The sequence below is a fragment of the Streptomyces sp. NBC_01549 genome (genome assembly GCF_026339955.1).
In the GTDB taxonomy this organism is placed as follows: Bacteria; Actinomycetota; Actinomycetes; order Streptomycetales; family Streptomycetaceae; genus Streptomyces.
This window is the reverse complement of sequence record NZ_JAPEPW010000001.1, coordinates 4,918,180-4,939,188: the sequence shown is the minus strand read 5'-3', so window position 1 is coordinate 4,939,188 and position 21,009 is coordinate 4,918,180. Positions and strand designations below refer to the sequence as shown.

Below are 21,009 nucleotides of genomic sequence, written 5' to 3'. Positions count from 1 at the left end.
ACGCGTCACGGAGTGAGCGTATCGTTGCGTTTTGGTCGGGCACGTCCCAACCAACTGCAGGAATGTGTTGGTTACCTCTCGGTAGAGATGACGATTCCGTTCCCGAGGTACACGATGGGCAACGGTGCGGACAGACCGAAAACCCGCCCCGGACAGCCTCCCAGACAACCCCTCGGGCAGCCCTCACACGGCCCTCTGACAGTGAAGGAACAGCGTGGTTTCCGGATCCGATCGCAATCCGATCATCATTGGCGGCCTTCCCAGTCAGGTCCCGGACTTCGACCCCGAAGAGACCCGGGAGTGGCTCGACTCCCTCGACGCCGCCGTCGACGAGCGCGGCCGTGAGCGCGCCCGCTATCTGATGCTGCGGCTGATCGAGAGGGCCCGCGAGAAGCGCGTGGCCGTGCCCGAGATGCGCAGCACGGACTACGTCAACACGATCGCCACCAAGGACGAGCCGTTCTTCCCCGGCAACGAGGAGATCGAGCGCAAGGTCCTCAACGCCACCCGGTGGAACGCCGCCGTGATGGTCTCGCGCGCCCAGCGTCCCGGCATCGGCGTCGGCGGTCACATCGCCACCTTCGCCTCCTCCGCCTCGCTCTACGACGTCGGCTTCAACCACTTCTTCCGTGGCAAGGACGAGGGCGACGGCGGCGACCAGATCTTCTTCCAGGGGCACGCCTCCCCTGGTATCTACGCCCGCGCGTTCCTCCTCGACCGGCTCTCCGAGCAGCAGCTCGACGCGTTCCGGCAGGAGAAGTCGAAGGCTCCGTACGGCCTGTCCTCGTACCCGCACCCGCGGCTGATGCCGGGCTTCTGGGAGTTCCCGACCGTCTCCATGGGCCTCGGCCCGCTCGGCGCGATCTTCCAGGCGCGGATGAACCGCTACATGGAGGCGCGCGGCATCGCGGACACCTCCAAGTCACACGTCTGGGCGTTCCTCGGGGACGGCGAGATGGATGAGCCGGAATCGCTCGGACAGCTGTCCATCGCCGCTCGGGAGGGCCTGGACAACCTGACCTTCGTCGTCAACTGCAACCTCCAGCGCCTCGACGGCCCGGTGCGCGGCAACGGCAAGATCATCCAGGAGCTGGAGTCACAGTTCCGGGGCGCCGGGTGGAACGTCATCAAGCTGGTCTGGGACCGCACCTGGGACCCGCTGCTCGCGCAGGACCGCGACGGCGTACTGGTCAACAAGCTGAACACCACTCCGGACGGCCAGTTCCAGACGTACGCCACCGAGACGGGCGACTACATCCGCCGGCACTTCTTCGGTGACGACCACCGGCTGCGGGCGATGGTCGAGAACATGACCGACGACCAGATCCTGCACCTGGGACGCGGCGGTCACGACCACAAGAAGATCTTCGCGGCGTTCTCGGCGGCCAAGGCGCACAAGGGCCAGCCGACGGTGATCCTGGCGCAGACGGTCAAGGGCTGGACGCTCGGCCCGAACTTCGAGGGCCGCAACGCCACGCACCAGATGAAGAAGCTGACGGTCGCCGACCTCAAGGGCTTCCGGGACCGTCTGCACCTGCCGATCTCCGACAAGGAGCTGGAGTCCGGCGCGCCGCCGTACTACCACCCGGGCCGGAACTCGGAAGAGATCCAGTACATGCACGACCGCCGCAAGGGGCTCGGCGGATACGTCCCCACGCGCGTCGTACGGTCGAAGCCGCTGGCCCTGCCGGACGACAAGGCCTACGCGGGTGTGAAGAAGGGCTCCGGCCAGCAGTCGATCGCCACGACCATGGCGTTCGTGCGACTGCTGAAGGACCTCATGCGGGACAAGGAGATCGGCAGGCGTTTCGTGCTGATCGCGCCCGACGAGTACCGCACCTTCGGCATGGACTCGTTCTTCCCGAGCGCGAAGATCTACAACCCGCTCGGCCAGCAGTACGAGTCCGTGGACCGCGATCTGCTCCTGGCCTACAAGGAGTCGCCGACCGGCCAGATGCTGCACGACGGCATCTCCGAGGCGGGCTGCACGGCCTCGCTGATCGCCGCGGGTTCGGCGTACGCCACGCACGGCGAGCCGCTGATCCCGGTCTACGTCTTCTACTCGATGTTCGGTTTCCAGCGCACCGGCGACCAGTTCTGGCAGATGGCCGACCAGTTGGCGCGTGGTTTCGTACTGGGCGCGACCGCCGGTCGTACGACTCTGACCGGTGAGGGTCTTCAGCACGCGGACGGCCACTCGCAGCTGCTCGCCTCGACCAACCCGGGCTGTGTCGCGTACGACCCGGCGTTCGGGTTCGAGATCGCGCACATCGTCAAGGACGGTCTGCGCCGGATGTACGGCTCGTCCGACGAACACCCGCACGGCGAGGACGTCTTCTACTACCTCACCGTCTACAACGAGCCGATCCAGCACCCGGTCGAGCCCGCGAACGTCGACGTGGACGGCATCCTCAAGGGCATCTACCGCTACTCGGAGGGGACTTCGGGTTCCGTCCCGGCGCAGATCCTGGCCTCCGGTGTCGCCGTGCCGTGGGCGGTCGAGGCGCAGCGGATCCTCGCCGAGGAGTGGAACGTGCGCGCCGACATCTGGTCGGCGACCTCCTGGAACGAGCTGCGGCGCGAGGCCGTCGACGTGGAGCGGCACAATCTGCTGCACCCCGAGGAGGAGCAGCGCGTCCCGTATGTGACGCAGAAGCTGAGCAGCGCCGAGGGTCCGTTCGTGGCCGTCTCCGACTGGATGCGATCGGTTCCGGACCAGATCTCGCGGTGGGTGCCGGGTACGTACCAGTCGCTGGGCGCGGACGGCTTCGGCTTCGCGGACACGCGCGGCGCGGCGCGGCGCTTCTTCCACATCGACGCGCAGTCGATCGTGGTCGCGGTGCTGACCGAGCTGGCCCGCGAGGGCAAGGTCGACCGTTCGGTGCTGAAGCAGGCGATCGACCGCTATCAGCTGCTCGACGTGGCGTCGGCCGACCCGGGCGCCGCGGGCGGCGACGCGTAGGCGCTCCGCACGAGCGCCGGTGGGCGCGCGGGGAGCCGGTCGCCCGGATTCCCGCGCCCCTTACGGGGTGCTGTGTGCACCTACGATGCGGACATGAACGAGCAATCGGTGCAGGTCCGTTGGGAGCGGCGCACGCAACGGCCCCTGTTGGGACTCGCGGTGGCCTTCACCCTCGCCTATGCCGTGCCGATCGTGGACAGCGACGCGAGCCGTGGCCTGACGGGCGTGTGCACGGCCGTGGAGTGGACGGTGTGGGGCGCGTTCGCCGCCGACTATCTCGTGCGCCTCATACTCGTGCGGGACCGCAAGGACTTCGTCCGTACGCACTGGATGGACCTGTGCGCGGTGATCCTGCCGATCCTCCAGCCACTGCGGCTGCTGCGGCTCGTCGCGACACTCACGCTGGTCGGGCGGCGGGCTCGGATGGACCAGCAGATCCGGCTGACGACCTACGTCGGGGGCGCGGTCGTCGGGCTGCTGATGTTCGGCTCGCTCGCGGTGCTGTCGGTGGAGCGGGAGTCGCCGAACGGGAACATCAAGACGCTGGGTGACGCCGTGTGGTGGTCGTTCACGACGATGACGACGGTGGGGTACGGCGATCACGCGCCGACCACCGGTCTCGGGCGCATGATCGCGGTCGGGTTGATGCTCTCCGGGATCGCGCTGCTCGGTGTCGTGACCGCGAACATCGCCGCGTGGTTCATCTCACGGTTCGAGAAGGACGACGTGGAGGAGCGGCGGCAGACGGCGGCGATCGAGTCGCTCACGGAGGAGGTGCGGGCGCTCCGGGCCGAAGTGGCTGCGCTGGCTGGTGGGGTTCGGCACCCGGTGCCGGAGGGCGCGGAGGAGCATGCGCGCTAGCGGGGGGCTCGTTGTCGGGTGCGGGTCCGTTGTGGCTGGTCGCGCAGTTCCCCGCGCCCCTGACGGGGCGGCCCCTCCCCTCTTCGGACTGCGGGCGCGCCGCCCCCCTCCGGCAGCGCGCCGCAGTTCCGGTGGTCCTCCCATGTCGTGCGGAGGACTTGACCCACTGTGACGTGCGACGGCTGCCGGGCGGGAGGGATCTTCGGCGGCGTCACCCAGATAGGTGAAACCTGCACGAAAAGGTGCTGGTCATACGGACCGGCTCAGATATGGCCGGCGCCCGCGCCCGCCGCGTCCGCGTTCTCGCCCCGCTTGGTGAGGAGCGCGACGAAGACCGCCACGACGGCGACCACGGCGGCGACCAGGCAGGCCAGGCTCATGCCGGAGATGAAGGTGTCGTGGGCGACGGTCGTGATCTTCTCGGCGAGTGCGGCCGGGGTGCCCGGGGCGACCGGCGCGGCGCCGACCTGGACGGCTTCCGAGGCCTGATCGAGCTGGGCCGGGGTGAGCGGCGGCAGCTTGGCGTCGGCCCAGTTGCCGGCGAGGTCGCCGTCGACCTTGGAGGCCATCACGGCGCCCAGCACGGCCGTACCGAGGCTGCCACCGATCTGCATCGCGGCCTGCTGGAGACCGCCGGCCACGCCGGAGAGCTCCATCGGCGCGTTGCCCACGATGACCTCGGTGGCGCCGACCATGACCGGCGCGAGGCCGAGGCCGAGACCGGCGAACCAGAGCGACATGACGGCGCCGCTGGTGCCTGTGTCCAGCGTGGACATGCCGTACATGGAGATCGCGGTGAGGGCCATACCGCCCGCCAGCGGGATGCGCGGGCCCGTCTTGGTGATCAGGGCGCCGGCGAGCGGTGAACCCACGATCATCATTCCGGTGAGCGGGAGCAGGTGCAGACCGGCGTCGACCGGGCTCATACCATGCACGTTCTGCAAGTAGAACGTGACGAAGAAGAGGCCGCCCAGGAAGGCGATGGCCATCAGCACCATGAGGACCACACCGGCCGACAGCGGTACGGAGCGGAACAGCGCCAGCGGGATCAGCGGCTCCTTGACACGCTTCTCCCAGAGGGCGAAGACCACGAAGCCGAGCACCGAGGCGGCCAGGAACGTCCAGGTCAGGCCGTCACCCCAGCCCCAGGCCGGGGCCTTGATGAGCGCCCAGACCAGGCAGAACATGGCGCCGGAGAGCAGCGCGATGCCCAGGACGTCGAAGGAGCGGGGCGCGTTCTGCGCGCGGTGATCGGTCAGGATCAGCAGGCCGAGGACGAGGGCGATGACGCCGACCGGCACGTTGATGAAGAACACCGACTGCCAGCTGACGTGCTGGACCAGCAGACCGCCGAGGATCGGGCCGCCCGCGGTGGAGGCGCCGATGACCATGCCCCAGATGCCGATCGCCATGTTCAGCTTCTCGGCCGGGAAGGTGGCCCGCAGCAGGCCGAGGGCGGCCGGCATCAGCAGCGCGCCGAACAGGCCCTGGAAGACACGGAAGGTGACGACCAGGGCGATGCTGCTGGAGAAGCCGATCGCGCCGGAGGCCGTGGCGAAGCCGACCACGCCTATGAGGAAGGTCTGGCGGTGGCCGAAGCGGTCACCGAGCTTGCCCGCGGTGATCAGGGTGACCGCGAGTGCGAGGAAGTACCCGTTGGTGATCCACTGGACGTCGGCGAAGCTCGCGCCCAGGTCCTTCTGGATGGCCGGGTTGGCGATGGCCACGATGGTGCCGTCCAGGGCGACCATCATGACGCCGACGGCAACGGTGAACAGGGTGAACCACGGATGGCCGCGCAGCCCGTCGGACGGCGCCTTGTCCGACGGAGTGACCGGAGCCTTGTCCCCCGAACCCGTCGTGTCGATGGTGGTCTGACTAGTCATACCTTCGAGGCTAGTGACAGCCACTGACAATTGACAAACCAATTCACAAGTCGGTAACTGTCACGTCACCCACCGGTACGCTGAGCTGGGCTGAAAGGACAGAAGAGGACCTCATGGAGACGACAGCGTCCCAGACGTCGCCCCGGCCGAGCCTGCGCGAACGCAAGAAGCAGCGCACCCGGGACGCGCTGCTGCGGGCCGCCCTCGAACTGTTCACCACCCAGGGGTACGACCGGACGACCGTCGACGAGATCGCGGAGGCGGTCGACGTCTCGCAGCGCACCTTCTTCCGTTACTTCGCGGGCAAGGAGGAGGTCGCCCTGTTCACCCAGGGGGTCGCGGAGGCGCGCTTCCTCACCGCCGTGCGCGAACGCCCGCCCCAGGAAGCCCCGTTGGAGGCGCTGCGACGCGCCGTCCTCGAGGGCTGGGACACCATCGGCGAGTCGATCGAGTCCCCCGTACCGCTCGAACTGCACATGCGCGCCTACCGGTTGATCGAGTCGACACCCGCCCTCCTCGCCGCCTATCTGCGCCGCTCCGCGGAACTGGAGGAGGAGATCGCGCGAGTGATCGCCGAGCGCGAGGGACTCGACGTGGACGCGGACCCGAGACCGCGCGTCGCGGTGGCCGCGTTCGGCGGAGTGATGCGCATCACGGGCCGCCTGTGGAGCGAGGGCGCGGATCACAGCGTCCCGGCGATCCGCGAGTTGACCACCCTTTACCTCGACCAGGTGGGCCCGGCGTTGGCGGAGAAGTGGCGCACGGAGTGAGGCACGGAACGATCAACTCCGGGCACACACCGTCACTATTTATCTGAAACTGAACCCGGTTCGCCCCAATTACCCCGTGAGAAACGTGATACCAGTCACTCATTTAACGGGAGGCGCCAACCTTCTCCTAGGGTGTCCTCTCAGTGACTTCCTTCGACACATCCCCCCAACTGAACGTCTGGCGCGCACTGCTCGCGCTGGCCGTGGTGTTCGTGATGCTGGCCACCAGTGGCTGGACCGCACTCCAGGGCCACCGGGGGGCAACCCCTCTCCAGGCGTCCCGCTCCGCGTGGGAGCACGGCAGCGTCGCCGGACAGCGACTGCCCACCCCTGACTCCACGCCGAGCCGCCTCGCCCGCTTCTTCGCGTCCCTCGACGCCCACGAGCGCACCCGTCTCGCCCACCGCTATCCGCTCGCGGTCGGCAACATGAACGGCGCGCCCGTGGCGCTGCGCTACGCGGCCAACCGCGTCGCCATCGACCAGCAGCGCAAGGTCGAGAAGAAGCGCATGCACGACAACCGGCTCTCGTCCCTGGGACAGCAGCAGGCCGGACGCCGCATGCACCGCTACGAGGCGATGCTGCAGAAGGGCCGCAATTTCCTCGCCTTCGACCCCATGGGCTCGGGCCGGGTCGCCGAGGTCTTCGGAAATCTCGACCGGGCCGAGCGGGTCTCCATCGTGGTGCCCGGTGTCGACACCGACCTGCTCACGTTCCAGCGCACCAACAAGAAGTACTCGGCGCCGGTCGGCATGGCGCAGGCCCTGTACGGGGCGGAGAAGGCCGCCGCCCCCCCGGCACGTACGGCCGTGATCGCCTGGGCCGACTACACCACACCCAGCGGACTGGGCGTGGACGCGGCCACCGGCAGCCGCGCCGAGGAGGGCGCGGTCCGGCTGAACGCGCTGCTGCGCGCCCTGCCCGGCCGTGCGCCCATCGCGCTCTACTGCCACAGCTACGGCTCCGTGCTGTGTGGCCTCGCCGCCCGCGACCTGCCCTCCCGGGTCTCCGACATAGCGGTCGCCGGCAGCCCCGGCATGCGGGCCCAGAAGGCGTCCTCGCTGCACACCACCGCCCGGGTCTGGGCGATGCGGGACTCCGGCGACTGGATCCAGGACGTGCCGTACCTCGAATTCGGCGGGCTCGGACACGGCGCCGACCCGGTGTCGAAGGCGTTCGGAGCACGAGTGCTGTCCGCTCGGGGCGCGAACGGCCACGGCGGCTATTTCGAGCCGGGCACCGAGAGCCTGCGCAACTTCGCCGAGATCGGCGTTGGCGCGTACGAGGCGGTGCGGTGCGCACACGACGATGACGCGTGCCGACAGGGTTTGTCCGACGCCCCGGCGGCAGGACGCGCGTAGAGGACGAAAAACTGCGGTCCGCCCGGGGAGGCGACGCAGACGTGCGGGCCGCTTACGATGGCCCGCATGGGTGACGTACTGGCCGGATTTCATGCCGCCTGGGAGTTCGAGTCCGACTCCGTGCTCATCCGCTTCGAACGGGGGATCCGTACGCCGAAGCTGTTCCAGGCGCTCGGCGAACGCCGCATCCCCCTGGAAGCGATAGCGGGGGTCACACTGACGCCGGGCAAGCGCGGCACGGTCGTCCTGCACGCCGTGCCGAGAGCGGGCGCCGATCCGCTGATGGAAGCGGCCGCGGGGCAGCTGAAGGAAGGGGGCGACCCCTATCGGCTGGTGCTGCCCGCCGACCGGGAGACCCTCGCCGAGTACTACGCGGACGAACTGCGCGCCGCGCTCACCGAGGACGCCGAACCGCCCGAGCGCTACCTCGTCGCGCCCCCCGAAGCGCCGCTCCACTTCAAGGCGTACGACGCGAAGGCCTCCTTCGACGGCAAGGCCGTGTCCTTCCGCTGGTTCTGGACGGGCGCGTCCTCCACCAAGTGGAAGGCCGGCGACCAGAGCTTCCCGGTCACCGGCCTCAGCGGGGTCGAGTGGCGCTCCCCCGAGGTCTTCGAGGGCCATCTGCGGCTGCTGCGGCGCGAGCCCGCCGCCGCACAGCCCGCGCAGGCCGACCAGGACCCGGCGGCGGTCGTCTTCGGCCTCGGTTACGGCCCCGTCCACGAGTCCCTCCCGTTCGCCGCCTCGGTCCTCGCGGCCGTACGGGCCTCGGGCCCGGCCCCGGTGACCGCGGCCGCGGCCCCCCGCCGCGACCCGGCCGACATCGCCGACCGCATCCGCCACCTCGGCGAACTCCACCAGGCGGGTCTGGTCACGGACGAGGAGTTCACGACGAAGAAGGCGGAGCTGCTGGCCGAGCTGTAGGGCGAGAGCCTCTACTCCCGCCCCGCCGACGAGAACGACATGTCCGCGTACCGGTCCCCGGCCACCTTCGAGGCGATCGGCTCCAGCACCCCCAGCTCGTCCTGCGTCAGCACGATCCGCGTGGCCGCGGTGTTCTCCTCGACCCGGCTGCGCCTCTGCGTGCCCGGGATCGAGACCACCGGCAACCCGTGCACCGCCGCCTGCTGCTGCACCCAGGCCAGCGCGATCTGCCCCGGCGACGCCCCGTGCGCCTCGGCGACCGCACGCACCGGCTCCAGCAGCGCGGCGTTGGCGGCCGCGTTGTCGCCGGTGAAACGCGGCATCGTACGGCGGAAGTCGTCCGAGGTCAGATCCTCGGCGTTGACGAACGAACCGGTGAGGAAACCGCGTCCGAGCGGCGAGTACGGCACCAGAGCGACGCCCAGCTCACGGACCGCCGGCACCACGCCCGCCTCGATGTCCCGGCTGAACAGCGACCACTCCGACTGCACCGCCGCAATCGGGTGCACGGCGTGCGCGGCGCGCAGCTCCCCGCCGGTGACCTCGCTCAGCCCGAGGTGCTTGACCTTGCCCTCGCGCACCAGCTCGGCCATCGCGGCGACAGTCTCCTCGATGGGGATGTTCACGTCACGGCGGTGCATGTAGTAGAGGTCGATCACCTCGACGTCCAGCCGCTTCAGGCTCCCCTCGACGGACTGGCGGATGTAGGCGGTGTCGTTGCGGATGGCCCGCTTCGTCGGCTCGGCGGGATCACGGAAGATGCCGAACTTCGTGGCGAGGACGACTTCGTCGCGGTGGGCCTTGACGAAGGGCGAGATGAACTTCTCGTTCTCCCCCAGGCCGTACACGTCGGCCGTGTCGAAGAGCGTGACGCCGAGTTCCAGCGCCCGTTCCAGGGTGGCCCGGGCCTCGTCGGCGTCCGTGGGCCCGTACGCGGCGCTCATGCCCATGCAGCCGAGGCCCTGCACGCCGACCTCGGGGCCGGCCGTGCCCAGTTCCACCTTCGCGATCCTGCTGTCCGTCATCGGGACCTCTCCGACGCCAGGGCGCGCCCTGCGTCCGCGTAGAAGCTGATCTTGTGGTCGAGAACCGCCAGGGTGTCCTGGAGCTCGGCGATCCGCGCCTTCACGTCCCGGCGGGTCGCCTCCAGGAGCTCGAAGCGCTCGATGTAGGTGTCGTCCCCCTCGCGCACCAGCTCCGCGTACCTGACCATGTCGGCGACCGGCATACCGGTGAGCCGGAGCTTGCCGACCAGGTCGAGCCAGTTCAGGTCGCGGTTGCTGTAGCGGCGCTGGCCGGTGTGCGAGCGGTCGATGTGCGGCATCAGCCCGATCCGCTCGTACCAGCGCAGGGTGTGCGCGGTGAGGCCGGTGAAGGCGACGACCTCGCTGATCGTGTAGCTGTCCTCGCCGTCCGGACGCCGGTGCCGCTGGGGCGGGGCGGCGCAGTCCCGGGTACGCGTACTGGTGCCGGTCTCGGCAGCCTCGGCCGTGGTCTCCATCACCGTCATGGCCCCACGCTAAAACCTTGGAGTGCACTCGAAGCAAGCGGGTTCGGGTGAGAACCCGTCCGGCGACGTCCGACGGACGCCCGCCGAAAATACGGAGACGTACGCGGGGCACTCTGACTACCGTGCGGATCATGAGTCTCGTACGCCGTGCCGTGCCCGAGGACGCCGAGGAAGTACTGCGCCTGCGCCAGGTGATGATCGACTCGCTCTTCGCCTCCGCCGGCCCCCCGTCCATCGAGTGGCACGCCCAGTCCCTCCCGACCATACGCGGCAAGCTCGCCGACCCCGACGGGGACTTCGCGGCCTTCGTCGTGGACCACCCGGACCACTCCGGCCGGCCCGACGCTCTCGCGGCGCTCGTCGCGGGGACGATCGAGTACCGGATCGGGCGCGCGGGCAATCCGCACGGCGCGGTCGGGCACGTCTTCAGCGTCGCGACCGATCCGGACGCGCGGCGGCGGGGGTACGCGCGGGCGTGCATGGAAACGCTCCTCGACTGGTTCCGCGAACGGAACGTCCCCCAGGTCGACCTCAACGCGTCCGCCGCCGCCGAGCCGCTGTACGTCTCGCTCGGATTCGTCCGCAAGCCCGACCCGTCGATGCGGCTGCAGCTTTGAGCCGCTTAGGCTCGTAGTCATGTCTTTGCAGAGCAGTCTGGCGTCGATCGAGAATTGGCCCGTTCCCACGGCGGCGGCGGCCGTCGTCCGCGCGGACGGGGCGGTGCTCGGGTCGCACGGCCTTGTCGATCACCGTTTCGCCCTCGCGTCGGTCACCAAGCCGCTTGCCGCGTACGCCGCGCTCGTCGCGTACGAGGAGGGGGCGATCGAGCTCGACGAGCCTGCCGGGCCGGCCGGGTCGACGGTCCGTCATCTCCTCGCGCACACCTCCGGGCTCGCGTTCGACGAGCACCGGGTGACGGCCGCGCCCGGGGAGCGGCGGCTGTACTCCAACGCCGGGTTCGAGGTGCTCGGGGACCATGTCGCCAAGGCGACCGACATCCCCTTCGGGGAGTATCTGCGGCAGGCGGTGCTGGAGCCGCTGGGGATGACGAGGACGTCGCTGGACGGCTCGCCCGCGAAGGACGGGGTGTCGACGGTGGCGGACCTGGTTCGCTTCGTGGCCGAGGTGCAGGCGCCGCGGCTGCTCGACCCTCGTACGGTCGCGGAGGCAATGACCGTGCAGTACCCCGGTACGAAGGGAGTGCTGCCCGGGTTCGGGCACCAGAGCCCCAACGACTGGGGGCTCGGCTTCGAGATCCGCGACTCCAAGTCCCCGCACTGGACGGGGGGTTCCTCCTCGCCTCGGACCTTCGGTCACTTCGGGCAGTCCGGTACGTTCCTGTGGGTCGACCCGGTGGCGGGCGCGGCGTGCGTCGCCCTCACGGACCGGGCGTTCGGGCCCTGGGCGGTGGAGGCGTGGACCCCGTTCACGGACGCGGTACTGGCGGAGCTGCGCCGCTGAGATATTCCTGGTCGGCGGGCGGCCTCACCCTCCGCCGGGCATCTTGGCCAGGCACTCGAACCACACCGTCTTCCCCCTCCCGTCGGGGCGCAGCTCCACCCCCCACCGGTCGGTGACCGCCTCAACGAGGAGCAGGCCCCGCCCACCCTCGGCGAGTACGTCACCGGTTGCCAAAACGGGCAGTCGCGAGCAACGGTCGGCGATCTCCACCCGCACGCCGCCGCGCCGGATCAGAAAACAGGTGCGGCAGCGGCGGCCGGGTACGTGCCGGACCACGTTGGCGACGAGCTCCGTCAGCGCAAGTTCGGCCGCGTCGGCCACCTCAAGCAGGCCCGTGCCGGTGAGGTAGAGCCGCAGAATGCGGCGCAGATGCCGGGCCGAGTGCTCGCCTACCGCGAACTCGGCGCGGTACCCGTTCTCGATGTCCGTGGTCAGCGGACCGGTTACGTGATTCACATCATCAGAATGCGACGTTTTGATTACGCTCGGCTATGTAACGAACCGAACGCCGCGAGGCGTTGCAGGCCGGAGGCACCGCAATGGCCAACATCCAATCACTCGACCCCAGCGCTTCCCCGCTCGACTACTACGGCTGGGAGCTGCGCCGACAGCGCGAGGCGCACAGCCTCAAGCAGGGCCAGCTCGGCGAAATCATCTTCTGCACGGGCTCGTTGGTCGGCCAGATCGAGACCACGAAGAAGATCCCGACCCGCGACTTCTCCGAGCGGGTGGACGCGGCACTCGGCACGGACGGGGTCTTCTCCCGACTGATCGGCCTCGTGCTGCGCAGTCAACTACCCACCTGGTTCCAGCCGTACGCCGAGATGGAGGCGAAGGCGGCGTACATCTCCACGTACCAGGCGCAGTTGGTGTACGGGCTGCTGCAGACGGAGGAGTACGCGCGGGCGGTGCTGGCCACCGGCATGCCGGACGACCTCGACAGCCTGGTCGCGGCGCGGATGGAGCGCCAGCGCATCCTGGAGAGGGGCCGGCCGCCGCTGGCCTGGGCGATCCTCGACGAGGCCGTGCTGCACCGGCCCATCGGCAGCCGCGAGGTCATGCGGAGGCAACTGGCCCGCTTGTTGGAGTTCACCGACCACCGGTGGATGCGGATCCAAGTGCTGCCGTTCAGCGCCGGTGAACACGCAAGCCTGGCTGGGTCGTTCAACCTCCTCCGATTCGAAGACGACCCCGATGTCGTCTACACGGAAGACGTCATTGCCGGTCATATGACCGCCAACCCTGGAATCATCAGGGAAGCCGCACGCCGTTACGCTCATCTCCAGGCCGCCGCCCTCTCCATTGAAGCTTCGGCGGCGTTGATCAGCTGTGTCATGGAGGAGCGTTATGGAGAACGACCCCGGCCTGAAGAGCGCACGGTGGCATAAGTCCAGCTACAGCGGAAACACCGGCGGCGACTGCGTCGAGGTAGCCGACGGCTTCCCCGGCGCCGTCCCCGTCCGCGACAGCAAGAACCCCGCCGGACCCGCGCTGTTCATCCGCCGGGACGCCTGGCGGGCCTTCGTGGACGGGCTCCGCTAGAACGCGGGCTCGGTCGATTGTCAGTGATGCCCCCTAGGATCGTTCTCATAGCTGTTCCAGCTGTCGAGTCCGGCGATCAGGGGGTACGTGATGGGGACGTCACCAGCGAGGTTGCGCGCGCCCGAGCCGACGATTGCGCCGATCACCTCACTCGCCTCGAGGGTCTTGAGCGGCGACATCGTTTTACCGAAGTTCCAGCGGGCGTTCGTCTGGACCCCGCAGCAGATCCTGTATCTGCTCGACTCGGTGCGCCGCAACTACCCCATCGGCAGCCTTCTCATGTGGCGCACAACGGCCAAGCTGGCCAGCGGACATGAGATCGCGGGCCTGGACACCGTGCCGCAGCACGAGGGCGCCCCGGTGCATTACGTCCTCGACGGGCAGCAGCGGCTGGCCAGCCTGGTCGGCGCGCTGCACGGCTCCGGCGCGATATGGGAGATCGCGTACGACCTGGAGCGCGAGGAATTCCTGCACCTCACGGAGGACGCCCCGACGGGGCCGCACATCATCCCGGTCCGGGATCTCACCTCGGTCGGCGCGATCCTGTCATGGATCCAGCGGGACAAACCGAGCGACGAGCTTCAGCGCCGCGCCCAAGCACTGAGTGAGCAGTTCGCGCACTATCAGGTGCCGTTGGTGACGCTGCTCGATGTCTCCGAGGAGGACTCGGCCCGGATTTTCGAGCGGATCAACAGCACGGGCACGTCCATGGACATCGTCGATCTCATCCGGGCCGGCACCTGGTCGAAGGACTTCGACCTCAAGGACGAGATCGAGCAGCTTCTCCAGGTACTCGATGCCAAGAAGTACGGCCGGGTCGATGCCAAGACCATGTTGAGGACGATCTCGGCGGCGGCGGGCTTCGGGTTCTCCACCAAGTCCATCCACGAGCTGCGTGGTTTGGACCGTCAGCAGCTCCAGACGGCCGTCGCCGACGCAGGCAAGGCGGCCGCGCGGGCGGTGGACTTCCTCTCCACCCAGATCCACACCCCGCAGGCCGAAGCGCTGCCCTACTACAACCAGTTCGCGGTCCTGGTCGAGCTGTTCAGGCAACTACCCAAGCCGACAGCGGCCCAATACGACGCCGTGACGCGCTGGTTCTGGCTGACAGCGAGCGGCGAGTACTTCAAGGGCTGGCGGGAGTCTCAGATGGGGCCGGATCTGACAGCGGTCACGGAATTCGCAGCGGACCGCTCGAAGGAGATCGAGACGGCGGCAGCTCTCCCTCGCAGCGTTCTGTGGCAGCGCGCACAGTTCTCACGACAGAACGCGCCCAGCAAGCTTCTGGTGCTGCTGATGTCGTACGAGAAGCCCGTCGACCTCAACACCGGCCGCATCATCGACGTGGCCGACGCACTGTCCTGGCAGAACGGGAAGCAGTTCCACCACTTCTTCCCGCGTGCGTACCTGAGGAAGGAAGGGGTGAAAGCAGGAAAGGACAACGTCTGCGGCAACCTGATCACGCTCAGCGCGATCACCAACAACTGGATCTCCGACCGCCGCCCCTCTGCCTACCTCAAAGACCTGGTCGGCTGGCACGGCGAGGACGTCCTGCGGGAGCGACTGCGCACCTGCCTGATCGAAGAGGACGCCTACCAGGCCGCGTTGCGCAACGACTACGACGCCTTCTTGCGGGCCCGTTCGGAGACGCTGCACCGGCGGCTCCTGGAGCTCATCGGCTCGGCGGCGGGAAGCAGCGGGGACGCAAACGCGTTCACCCCTTCGCCCGACCCGGAACCCGACGCCCCGGTAGCCGATGGTTCGGAGCCTCTCGACCGCGACTCGGTGGACTGAGGGGATGTGGGGCAGTGGGGCGCATGCGGGACGTGCCGGCCCGGGATCGGCCGCGCGAGCGGCTGCTGGCGCGGGGCGCGGAAGCACTGTCCGACCGTGAACTGCTGGGGCTGTTGCTGGGCGCGGGAGTCCCGGGCCAGGATGCGGTGGAACTGGCCGGGCACCTGATCACCCGACATGGCGGCCTGTACGAACTGTCCCGGCTCCCCGCGCATGAGCTGGCGGTGGGCCTGGCTGGGATCGGCCCGTCGAAGGCGGCACGGGTCGCGGCGGCGTTCCAGCTGGGCCGCCGGGCCGCACCGCCGTCGCCCTCTGCTCGTCCACAGGTGCACGGATCGGCCGACTTGGCGACGATCGCGGCTCCCCTCCTCCACGGCCTGCGGCACGAACGCGTCGTCGTGGTCGTCTGCGACGGAGCGGGCTCGGTCCTCCGCACCTCTGTCCTCACGGAGGGCGCGACGGACCGGAGCCTGCTCCCGGTACGGGATGTCCTGGCCCTGGTCCTCGCGGCAGGCGGCACGTCCTTCGGTGTGGCCCACAACCACCCCACGGGTCGCACCGACCCCAGCGAGGCCGACCGCCTGGCTACAACCCGTCTGGCGGCGGGGGCTACGGCGGTCGGTCTACGGTTCCTGGACCATGCGGTGGTCACGGACAGGGGGTGGCGGAGAGTGCCGGAAGTTTGAGCAGGGCTACAGCTGACCGGAGAAGGCCGCGTCGAGCAGGGCGCGGCGGAGAACGGCAAGCTCCTCCACCTGCGCTGCGCCGCCGTCGACCGCCTTGCGGGCGAGAGTGAGTTGTTTTGCGATGCGTCGCTGGTCGGAAAGGCTCGGAAGCGGAACCTCAGTTGCCAGCAACGTGGCGGGGGTGGTCCGCTTACGCCGAACCATGGATCCACGTGGCGTCAACTTGGCCCACAGTTCGGGCCAGGCCAACAGGTGCTCGATGTACGCACCATCGGCTGCGCCCTCGATCAGGCTGAAGACGGGATACTCAGGCGAGACATACGTGTCGGCAAAGTCATCACCGACCACAGCGAGCGCGCCCTCCCAAGCGTTCAGCTTGCTCATGACGATCTGGCCCGCCCGAATCCGCGCAAAGCGCGTGTATGCCGTGTCGCTGCCCTGAATGACAGGGCGTTTGATCAGGCCGCGCCCGAAGCTGTAGATCCCAGTGATTGGGTAAGTGGAATCAGATTGAACATCAGCGAATTCGCTGTCCATGAACAGGGCTTCAACCAACGGCGCAGTCTGCTCGATGGAGCGGAATAGGGCGTCGGCGTGCTGGAGGGTCAGACTGTTCGACTTTTCCTTAAGATGAGCCGTCTGCGCAATTTGATCCATGGCAGCGTCGAGTTTGTTGGCGACGCGACGCTGCTCAGCTACGTCAGGCAGTAGGACCGTCGCATTTTCAAAGTTCTTTGGCGATACAGTTTGGTTCCGCGTGACGGTTCCCGTGGAAACCGACTTAACGAGAACCTTTCCAGCCTCACTTTGGAAAAAGTAATTCAGATACCGAAGGTCAACTTCCCCGATCGGCTGATAACTGAGAAATCGAGCCGACCCTACAAGTCCTTTTTCATTCTCACCCGAAACGGCGATTGCACCTTCCCAGGCCATGATGTTACTCACGACGAGTCGATCAGGGTGAATTTCGAAATACTTCAGCTTACTCAAATCGCGACCCAAGCACGGGTCTCGATGGAAGATTCCATTCCCAAACGACCTGATGCCGATCTGCCTGTACTCCACATCAGGATCCACTTGGACGGCAATCCGGTCCAGCTGAATCACATCACCAAGTCGAAATTCATTCAGCACCGTTGTTCGCCCCCAACCCCTTGCGCAGCTCCTTCAGCAGCTCCAGGATCTCCGTCTCCGTCTTCACCAGCCCGTCAACCAACTCCTCAGGTGTCCGACGCGCCAGGTCGACCCCCACATGCGGGTTGACAATGTCCAGGTTGAAGCCGGAGGTGATGATGTCCGACGCAGGCACGACCCACGCCTGCTCGCCCACCTCGCGACCCTCGCGCTGCTTGCCGCCCCACCAGTCGACGCAGGGCTCGAACTCCTCGATCCGCATCGGCTTCGTCTTGGTGTAGCCCCGGCGTCCCTCCGGAAGCGGGACCTCGTAGAACCAGACGTCCTGCGTCGGACCGGTCTTCTCGAAGAAGAGGATGTTGGACGGGATCTGCGTGTAGGGCGCGAAGACGCCCTGTGGGAGGCGGACGATGGTGTGAAGATTGCAGTCCTTCATCAGCTTCTTCTTGATCTTCGCGCCGATGGAGTTCTCTCCCGTCGCGAAGAGACTGCCGTTAGGCAGAACGATCGCACACCGACCGCCCAGCTTGAGCTGGTCAAGGATCGAGTAGAGGAAGAGCCAAGCCGTCTCCTGGGTCCGGAAGCCGTCCGGGAATGCCTTGACGACCGTCGCTTCCTCCTCTCCGCCGAAGGGCGGGTTGGTGAGGACCACGTCCACCTTGTCGTCGGCGTTGGAGTTCCGCATCTCCAGCAGCGAGTTGGCCCGTGTGACGTGCGGTGCATCGATGCCGTGCAGCAGCAGGTTCATGGAGCCCAGCAGATACGGCAGGGGCTTCTTCTCGATGCCCCGAATGTTCTTGTGCAGCCGCCTGCGCTGGGTGTCCGTCTTGACCTGGCCCTTCAGTTCCTCGTACGCCTGGACAAGGAAACCGCCCGTACCGCTCGCTGGGTCGAGGATCGAGTCGTCCAGTTTGAGGAAGGACTGCTGAACCATGAAGCGGTTGACCGGACGAGGAGTGTAGAACTCGCCCGAGTCCCCAGCCGCGTCCCGCATTTCCTTGAGAATCGACTCGTAGACGAACGCCATGGTGTGGATGTCGTCGGTCGAGACGAAGTGGATCTGGTTGACGATGTTGACCAAGTCCCGCAGCAGCGTGCCCGACTGCATGCGGTTGACGACGTCCTTGAAGATGGTCGAGATGACGTTGCGCGGGTCGTCCGCGTTGTCGCCGACGAGCCCCGCCAGGTGCGGAATGAGGCTCTCGTTGACGAACGACTTCAGCTCGTCACCGCTGAAGTCCGGGTTGGTCGCCCAGCCCTCCCAGTGGTACGGCTCCTCGATCGCCCGCCGGTAGCCGTCCGGGTCCAGTGCCGCGTTCTCCTGCTCAACGCGCTCATCGAACGCCTTGAGGAAGAGCAGCCAGGACAGCTGGGGCAGCCGGTCTAGGTCGCCGTTCATCCCGGCGTCCTTGCGCATCGTGTCGCGCGCGGACTTGATCAGGGACGCGAGGCGCGCCTAAGCAGAACGGAAACTCAAAGACGACTTTAGTTACACGAAGAATACTGCGCAAAACTAAAGTTTTCTTGTCGTTTGGTGAGCCTATCGCCTACACAACCGACAGAAGCCGGACGGCCAGCTGGTCTATGGCCTCGTGCGCCTCCCGGGGACCGCCGAACCTTTGGGTCAGGTCCACCACGCGGCCCATCGAGTCGAACGGCGGCACCTTCAGCGTGTCCACCTTCAGCTGCGGGGACCCCGCCTCGGCGAACTTCACCAGCATCGCCTCCAGTACCTCACGGGCCTGCTCGCCAAAGGAGTCGAGGAACTCTCCGTGCTCCCGGCGGAACCAGATCAGCCGCTCGTCCCGGCTCACCACGGCGAGCCCCTCCCAGGCCGCGCTGACCAGCAGGTCCACCGGGTCCACGTCGGGCTTGCCCAGTTCCTCGGGCAGTTCCTCCACGTCGATGTCGGCCACTCGAAGGGCCTCCATCAGGACGGCACGGCTCTTGGCCCGCGCCCACCGCGTACGCAACTGTGCCGGGTCCAGGTCCAGTTCGAGCACCTGGTTGTGCACCCACTGCTCGACGCTCACCAGCCGCATGGTCACACCGTCGTCAGCGAGCTGATAACGCCGCTCGCCCAACTTGTAGACGTCCACACCACGCACCCGGTAGCGCTTGCCACGCGCCTGGATGCGATCGACCTCGTCCTGGTCAGTGACCGTGTCGCCGTCGTCCCCGCCCAGGTCGAACGAGCCGCCGTCCTGCTGCTCGTACTCCGACTGCGGCTCGGCGACCGACTCCCCGTCACCGTCACCCGTCTCCTCGGCCAGCGGAGTGAGGTCCTCGACATCCACCAGTTCGCCCTGCTCGTCGGCCGTCTCTTGGAGCAGCTTCAGGGGTGGGCCGTCGAACGCCTTGTCCTCGAAGAGGAGGGTCGCCTCCACGAAGTCGATGATGTCGAAGGACTCCTTGCCGATCTCCGGACACAGCCGGGTGCCGCGCCCGATGACCTGCTTGAACTCGGGCATGGAGGCCATACGCCTGAACAGCACCACGTTCCGCACCGCAGGCAGATCCACACCCGTGGACAGCAACCTGGACGTCACAGCGATGACCGGCTGACTGGAGTCCGCCTTCCGGAACTCCTCCAGGGACTCCCCGGCATCGGACACGTCAGCGCTGGTGATCCGCTTGACGAAGTCCGGCAGAACGGCGACCTCCTCGGAGGCGATGTTGTGCAACGCGGTGCGCATCCGGCCGGCGTGTTCGTTGTTCTCGCAGAAGACGAGGGTCTTGCCCAGCCGCCCGTCCTCGGCGTTCTTGCGGAGGTAGTCGATGAGATAGTGCGCCGCCGTCTCCGTCCGTTCCAGGATCACCATGACCCGCTCAAACTCCTTGGGTCCGTAAAGATCATTGGGGATCTCCCGGCCGTAGATGTCCTTCTTGCCCGGCTCGGGTCGGTAGCCCTCCACGTCTACGTTGAGCCGGACCCTGCGCACCCGGTAGGGAGAGAGGAAACCGTCCTCAATGCCGTCTCGGAGCGAGTACGTGTAGACGGGGTTGCCGAAGTAGTCGAACGTGTCCGTCTTCTTGCCGCTGTCCCTGATGGGCGTGGCGGTCAGTCCGATCTGCACGGCGGGCTCGAAGTGCTCCAGCACCTTGCGCCACCGCGAGTCGCTGCTCGCGCTGCCCCGGTGGCACTCGTCGACGATGACGAGGTCGAAGTAGTCCGGCGGGTACTCCCGGAACAGCTCGGCCTGCGTCTCCCCCTGTTCCAGGGACTGATAGAGCGCGAAGTAGATCTTCCGGCCGCGCTTGGCCTCGCCGCCCCCGATCTTGTGGACGTCGTCCTCACCAAAGACCGGCAGGAAGTAGCGGTCCTTGGGGTCGTCGACCAGCATGTTGCGGTCGGCGAGGTAGAGCACCCGGGGCTTACGCCCGCCGAACGCCCCCGGTGCCTTGGAGAGCCGGGCTACCAACTGGAGGGCGAGCATGGTCTTGCCCGTACCGGTGGCCAGCACCAGCAGGATGCGGCGCTCGTCACGGGCAAGCGCCGCGAGTGCCCGGGTGATGGCGACCCGCTGGTAGTAGCGCGGGCGCTTCACGGAGTTGTCGGTGTTGCGGAGGGTGTAGTCGTACGGCGCCGACATCAGCTCCTCACCCGCCTCGGTACCACGGACCCCCTGATCTCGCAGGAAGCGCGCCCACAGGTCCTCGGGCGACGGGAACCGATCGACAGACCGGATGGCCGGCTTGTCTCCGCTGAAGTCGATCTCCACGATGTTGCGACCGTTGGTGGCGTAGGCGAAGGACAGTCCCAACTTGCGCGCGTAACGACGCGCCTGTTCCACCCCGTTCTCCTCGCTCAGCCGGTAGCGCTTGGCCTCCACCACAGCGATCGGCACATCGGGGATGTACTCGAGCACATAGTCGGCGGCGAGCGCCGCCCCCCGCTTGTGGCGCCTACGCGTCGGCACCAATCGGCCATCGTTGATCCGGTACTGCGGGCGGATCTGCTTCTCGCTCCACCCCGCTGCCCGCAGAGCAGGAAGGACGAACCGCTTGCAAGTTTCGTCCTCGTTCAACTTGTATGCATCAATCCCCATGAAGACAGGTGTACTTCATGCCTCTGACAACGGTGCGCGAACAACGGAATCAACCACTGGATCAGGTCGGCC

At 67.5% G+C, this 21,009-nt stretch carries 19 protein-coding genes; 11 read left to right on the top strand and 8 right to left on the bottom strand.

From position 1 onward, the window contains the following. The first annotated feature begins 214 nt into the window (after positions 1-214). Together aceE and OG819_RS21880 are read left to right on the top strand one after the other, a co-directional pair. The gene (gene aceE / locus OG819_RS21885) at positions 215-2,962 is read left to right on the top strand and encodes a pyruvate dehydrogenase (acetyl-transferring), homodimeric type (protein WP_266650918.1); all 2,748 of its coding nucleotides are present in this window, start codon (positions 215-217) and stop codon (positions 2,960-2,962) included. 93 nt (positions 2,963-3,055) lie between these two features. After that, positions 3,056-3,823 carry a potassium channel family protein gene (locus OG819_RS21880; RefSeq protein WP_266624474.1) on the top strand — a complete coding sequence of 256 codons (768 nt, stop codon included), beginning with the start codon at positions 3,056-3,058 and terminating at the stop codon, positions 3,821-3,823. Between the two features lie 263 nt (positions 3,824-4,086). Here OG819_RS21880 and OG819_RS21875 read toward each other — a convergent pair whose 3' ends face one another. Next, on the bottom strand, positions 4,087-5,709 hold the full coding sequence (locus OG819_RS21875) for an MFS transporter (RefSeq protein WP_266624476.1): 1,623 nt from the start codon (positions 5,707-5,709) through the stop codon (positions 4,087-4,089). Between the two features lie 113 nt (positions 5,710-5,822). Between OG819_RS21875 and OG819_RS21870 the strand changes: the two genes are divergently transcribed. The 3 genes from OG819_RS21870 to OG819_RS21860 all read left to right on the top strand — a co-directional run bounded on the left by OG819_RS21870 (position 5,823) and on the right by OG819_RS21860 (position 8,761). Continuing rightward, the gene (locus tag OG819_RS21870) at positions 5,823-6,479 is read left to right on the top strand and encodes a TetR family transcriptional regulator (protein ID WP_266650917.1); all 657 of its coding nucleotides are present in this window, start codon (positions 5,823-5,825) and stop codon (positions 6,477-6,479) included. Between the two features lie 143 nt (positions 6,480-6,622). Next, a complete protein-coding gene (locus tag OG819_RS21865; RefSeq protein ID WP_266650916.1) occupies positions 6,623-7,840 on the top strand; it encodes an alpha/beta hydrolase in 1,218 nt (405 codons plus the stop codon). Positions 7,841-7,906: 66 nt separating this feature from the next. Further along, a complete protein-coding gene (locus tag OG819_RS21860; RefSeq protein WP_266650915.1) occupies positions 7,907-8,761 on the top strand; it encodes a DUF4429 domain-containing protein in 855 nt (284 codons plus the stop codon). 11 nt (positions 8,762-8,772) lie between these two features. Here OG819_RS21860 and OG819_RS21855 read toward each other — a convergent pair whose 3' ends face one another. Together OG819_RS21855 and OG819_RS21850 are read right to left on the bottom strand one after the other, a co-directional pair. After that, the gene (locus tag OG819_RS21855; protein WP_266650914.1) at positions 8,773-9,786 is read right to left on the bottom strand and encodes an aldo/keto reductase; all 1,014 of its coding nucleotides are present in this window, start codon (positions 9,784-9,786) and stop codon (positions 8,773-8,775) included. Beyond that, complete coding sequence (locus tag OG819_RS21850; RefSeq protein WP_266624482.1) at positions 9,783-10,271, bottom strand: MerR family transcriptional regulator; 489 nt, start codon at positions 10,269-10,271, stop codon at positions 9,783-9,785. Before OG819_RS21850 ends, OG819_RS21855 begins: the two co-directional genes overlap by 4 nt. Before the next feature lie 131 nt (positions 10,272-10,402). Between OG819_RS21850 and OG819_RS21845 the strand changes: the two genes are divergently transcribed. Both OG819_RS21845 and OG819_RS21840 read left to right on the top strand, forming a co-directional pair. Next, a complete protein-coding gene (locus OG819_RS21845) occupies positions 10,403-10,888 on the top strand; it encodes a GNAT family N-acetyltransferase (RefSeq protein ID WP_266650913.1) in 486 nt (161 codons plus the stop codon). A 19-nt stretch (positions 10,889-10,907) separates the two neighbouring features. Continuing rightward, complete coding sequence (locus OG819_RS21840; RefSeq protein ID WP_266650912.1) at positions 10,908-11,732, top strand: serine hydrolase domain-containing protein; 825 nt, start codon at positions 10,908-10,910, stop codon at positions 11,730-11,732. 24 nt (positions 11,733-11,756) lie between these two features. Here OG819_RS21840 and OG819_RS21835 read toward each other — a convergent pair whose 3' ends face one another. Continuing rightward, complete coding sequence (locus tag OG819_RS21835; protein ID WP_266650911.1) at positions 11,757-12,188, bottom strand: ATP-binding protein; 432 nt, start codon at positions 12,186-12,188, stop codon at positions 11,757-11,759. Positions 12,189-12,271: 83 nt separating this feature from the next. Between OG819_RS21835 and OG819_RS21830 the strand changes: the two genes are divergently transcribed. Continuing rightward, positions 12,272-13,120 (top strand): helix-turn-helix transcriptional regulator, encoded by an 849-nt coding sequence (locus OG819_RS21830; RefSeq protein WP_266650910.1) that lies wholly within the window; start codon positions 12,272-12,274, stop codon positions 13,118-13,120. Beyond that, positions 13,080-13,274 (top strand): DUF397 domain-containing protein, encoded by a 195-nt coding sequence (locus tag OG819_RS21825; protein WP_266650909.1) that lies wholly within the window; start codon positions 13,080-13,082, stop codon positions 13,272-13,274. Before OG819_RS21830 ends, OG819_RS21825 begins: the two co-directional genes overlap by 41 nt. 20 nt (positions 13,275-13,294) lie before the next feature. On the opposite strand, the gene OG819_RS21820 is transcribed toward OG819_RS21825, so the two are convergent. Beyond that, positions 13,295-13,453, bottom strand: coding sequence for a hypothetical protein (locus tag OG819_RS21820; RefSeq protein ID WP_266650908.1), 159 nt, complete (start codon positions 13,451-13,453; stop codon positions 13,295-13,297). On the opposite strand from OG819_RS21820, the gene OG819_RS21815 reads away from it, so the two are divergent. Next, positions 13,440-15,068 carry a DUF262 domain-containing protein gene (locus tag OG819_RS21815; protein ID WP_266650907.1) on the top strand — a complete coding sequence of 543 codons (1,629 nt, stop codon included), beginning with the start codon at positions 13,440-13,442 and terminating at the stop codon, positions 15,066-15,068. The genes OG819_RS21820 and OG819_RS21815 overlap by 14 nt on opposite strands. 23 nt (positions 15,069-15,091) lie before the next feature. Next, the gene (locus OG819_RS21810; RefSeq protein ID WP_266650906.1) at positions 15,092-15,754 is read left to right on the top strand and encodes a UPF0758 domain-containing protein; all 663 of its coding nucleotides are present in this window, start codon (positions 15,092-15,094) and stop codon (positions 15,752-15,754) included. Positions 15,755-15,760: 6 nt separating this feature from the next. Here the strand turns inward: OG819_RS21810 and OG819_RS21805 are convergent, their stop codons facing one another. The 3 genes from OG819_RS21805 to hsdR all read right to left on the bottom strand — a co-directional run bounded on the left by OG819_RS21805 (position 15,761) and on the right by hsdR (position 20,937). Then, on the bottom strand, positions 15,761-16,861 hold the full coding sequence (locus OG819_RS21805; RefSeq protein ID WP_266650905.1) for a restriction endonuclease subunit S: 1,101 nt from the start codon (positions 16,859-16,861) through the stop codon (positions 15,761-15,763). Positions 16,862-16,877: 16 nt separating this feature from the next. Next, entirely contained in the window at positions 16,878-18,326 is a 1,449-nt protein-coding gene (locus tag OG819_RS21800) for an N-6 DNA methylase (RefSeq protein WP_266652797.1), read from the bottom strand. Between the two features lie 109 nt (positions 18,327-18,435). Then, a complete protein-coding gene (gene hsdR, locus OG819_RS21795) occupies positions 18,436-20,937 on the bottom strand; it encodes an EcoAI/FtnUII family type I restriction enzme subunit R (RefSeq protein WP_266650904.1) in 2,502 nt (833 codons plus the stop codon). Positions 20,938-21,009: the final 72 nt, after the last annotated feature.

Bases quoted from the DNA above. Each gene is read 5' to 3' on its own strand.
- OG819_RS21860 (WP_266650915.1), top strand. From the start codon at position 7,907: ATGGGTGACGTACTGGCCGGATTTCATGCCGCCTGGGAGTTCGAGTCC.
- OG819_RS21850 (WP_266624482.1), bottom strand. From the start codon at position 10,271: ATGACGGTGATGGAGACCACGGCCGAGGCTGCCGAGACCGGCACCAGT.
- OG819_RS21840 (WP_266650912.1), top strand. From the start codon at position 10,908: ATGTCTTTGCAGAGCAGTCTGGCGTCGATCGAGAATTGGCCCGTTCCC.
- OG819_RS21855 (WP_266650914.1), bottom strand. From the start codon at position 9,786: ATGACGGACAGCAGGATCGCGAAGGTGGAACTGGGCACGGCCGGCCCC.
- OG819_RS21880 (WP_266624474.1), top strand. From the start codon at position 3,056: ATGAACGAGCAATCGGTGCAGGTCCGTTGGGAGCGGCGCACGCAACGG.
- OG819_RS21870 (WP_266650917.1), top strand. From the start codon at position 5,823: ATGGAGACGACAGCGTCCCAGACGTCGCCCCGGCCGAGCCTGCGCGAA.
- hsdR (WP_266650904.1), bottom strand. From the start codon at position 20,937: ATGGGGATTGATGCATACAAGTTGAACGAGGACGAAACTTGCAAGCGG.
- OG819_RS21830 (WP_266650910.1), top strand. From the start codon at position 12,272: ATGGCCAACATCCAATCACTCGACCCCAGCGCTTCCCCGCTCGACTAC.
- OG819_RS21845 (WP_266650913.1), top strand. From the start codon at position 10,403: ATGAGTCTCGTACGCCGTGCCGTGCCCGAGGACGCCGAGGAAGTACTG.
- OG819_RS21810 (WP_266650906.1), top strand. From the start codon at position 15,092: ATGCGGGACGTGCCGGCCCGGGATCGGCCGCGCGAGCGGCTGCTGGCG.
- OG819_RS21875 (WP_266624476.1), bottom strand. From the start codon at position 5,709: ATGACTAGTCAGACCACCATCGACACGACGGGTTCGGGGGACAAGGCT.
- OG819_RS21820 (WP_266650908.1), bottom strand. From the start codon at position 13,453: ATGTCGCCGCTCAAGACCCTCGAGGCGAGTGAGGTGATCGGCGCAATC.
- OG819_RS21825 (WP_266650909.1), top strand. From the start codon at position 13,080: ATGGAGAACGACCCCGGCCTGAAGAGCGCACGGTGGCATAAGTCCAGC.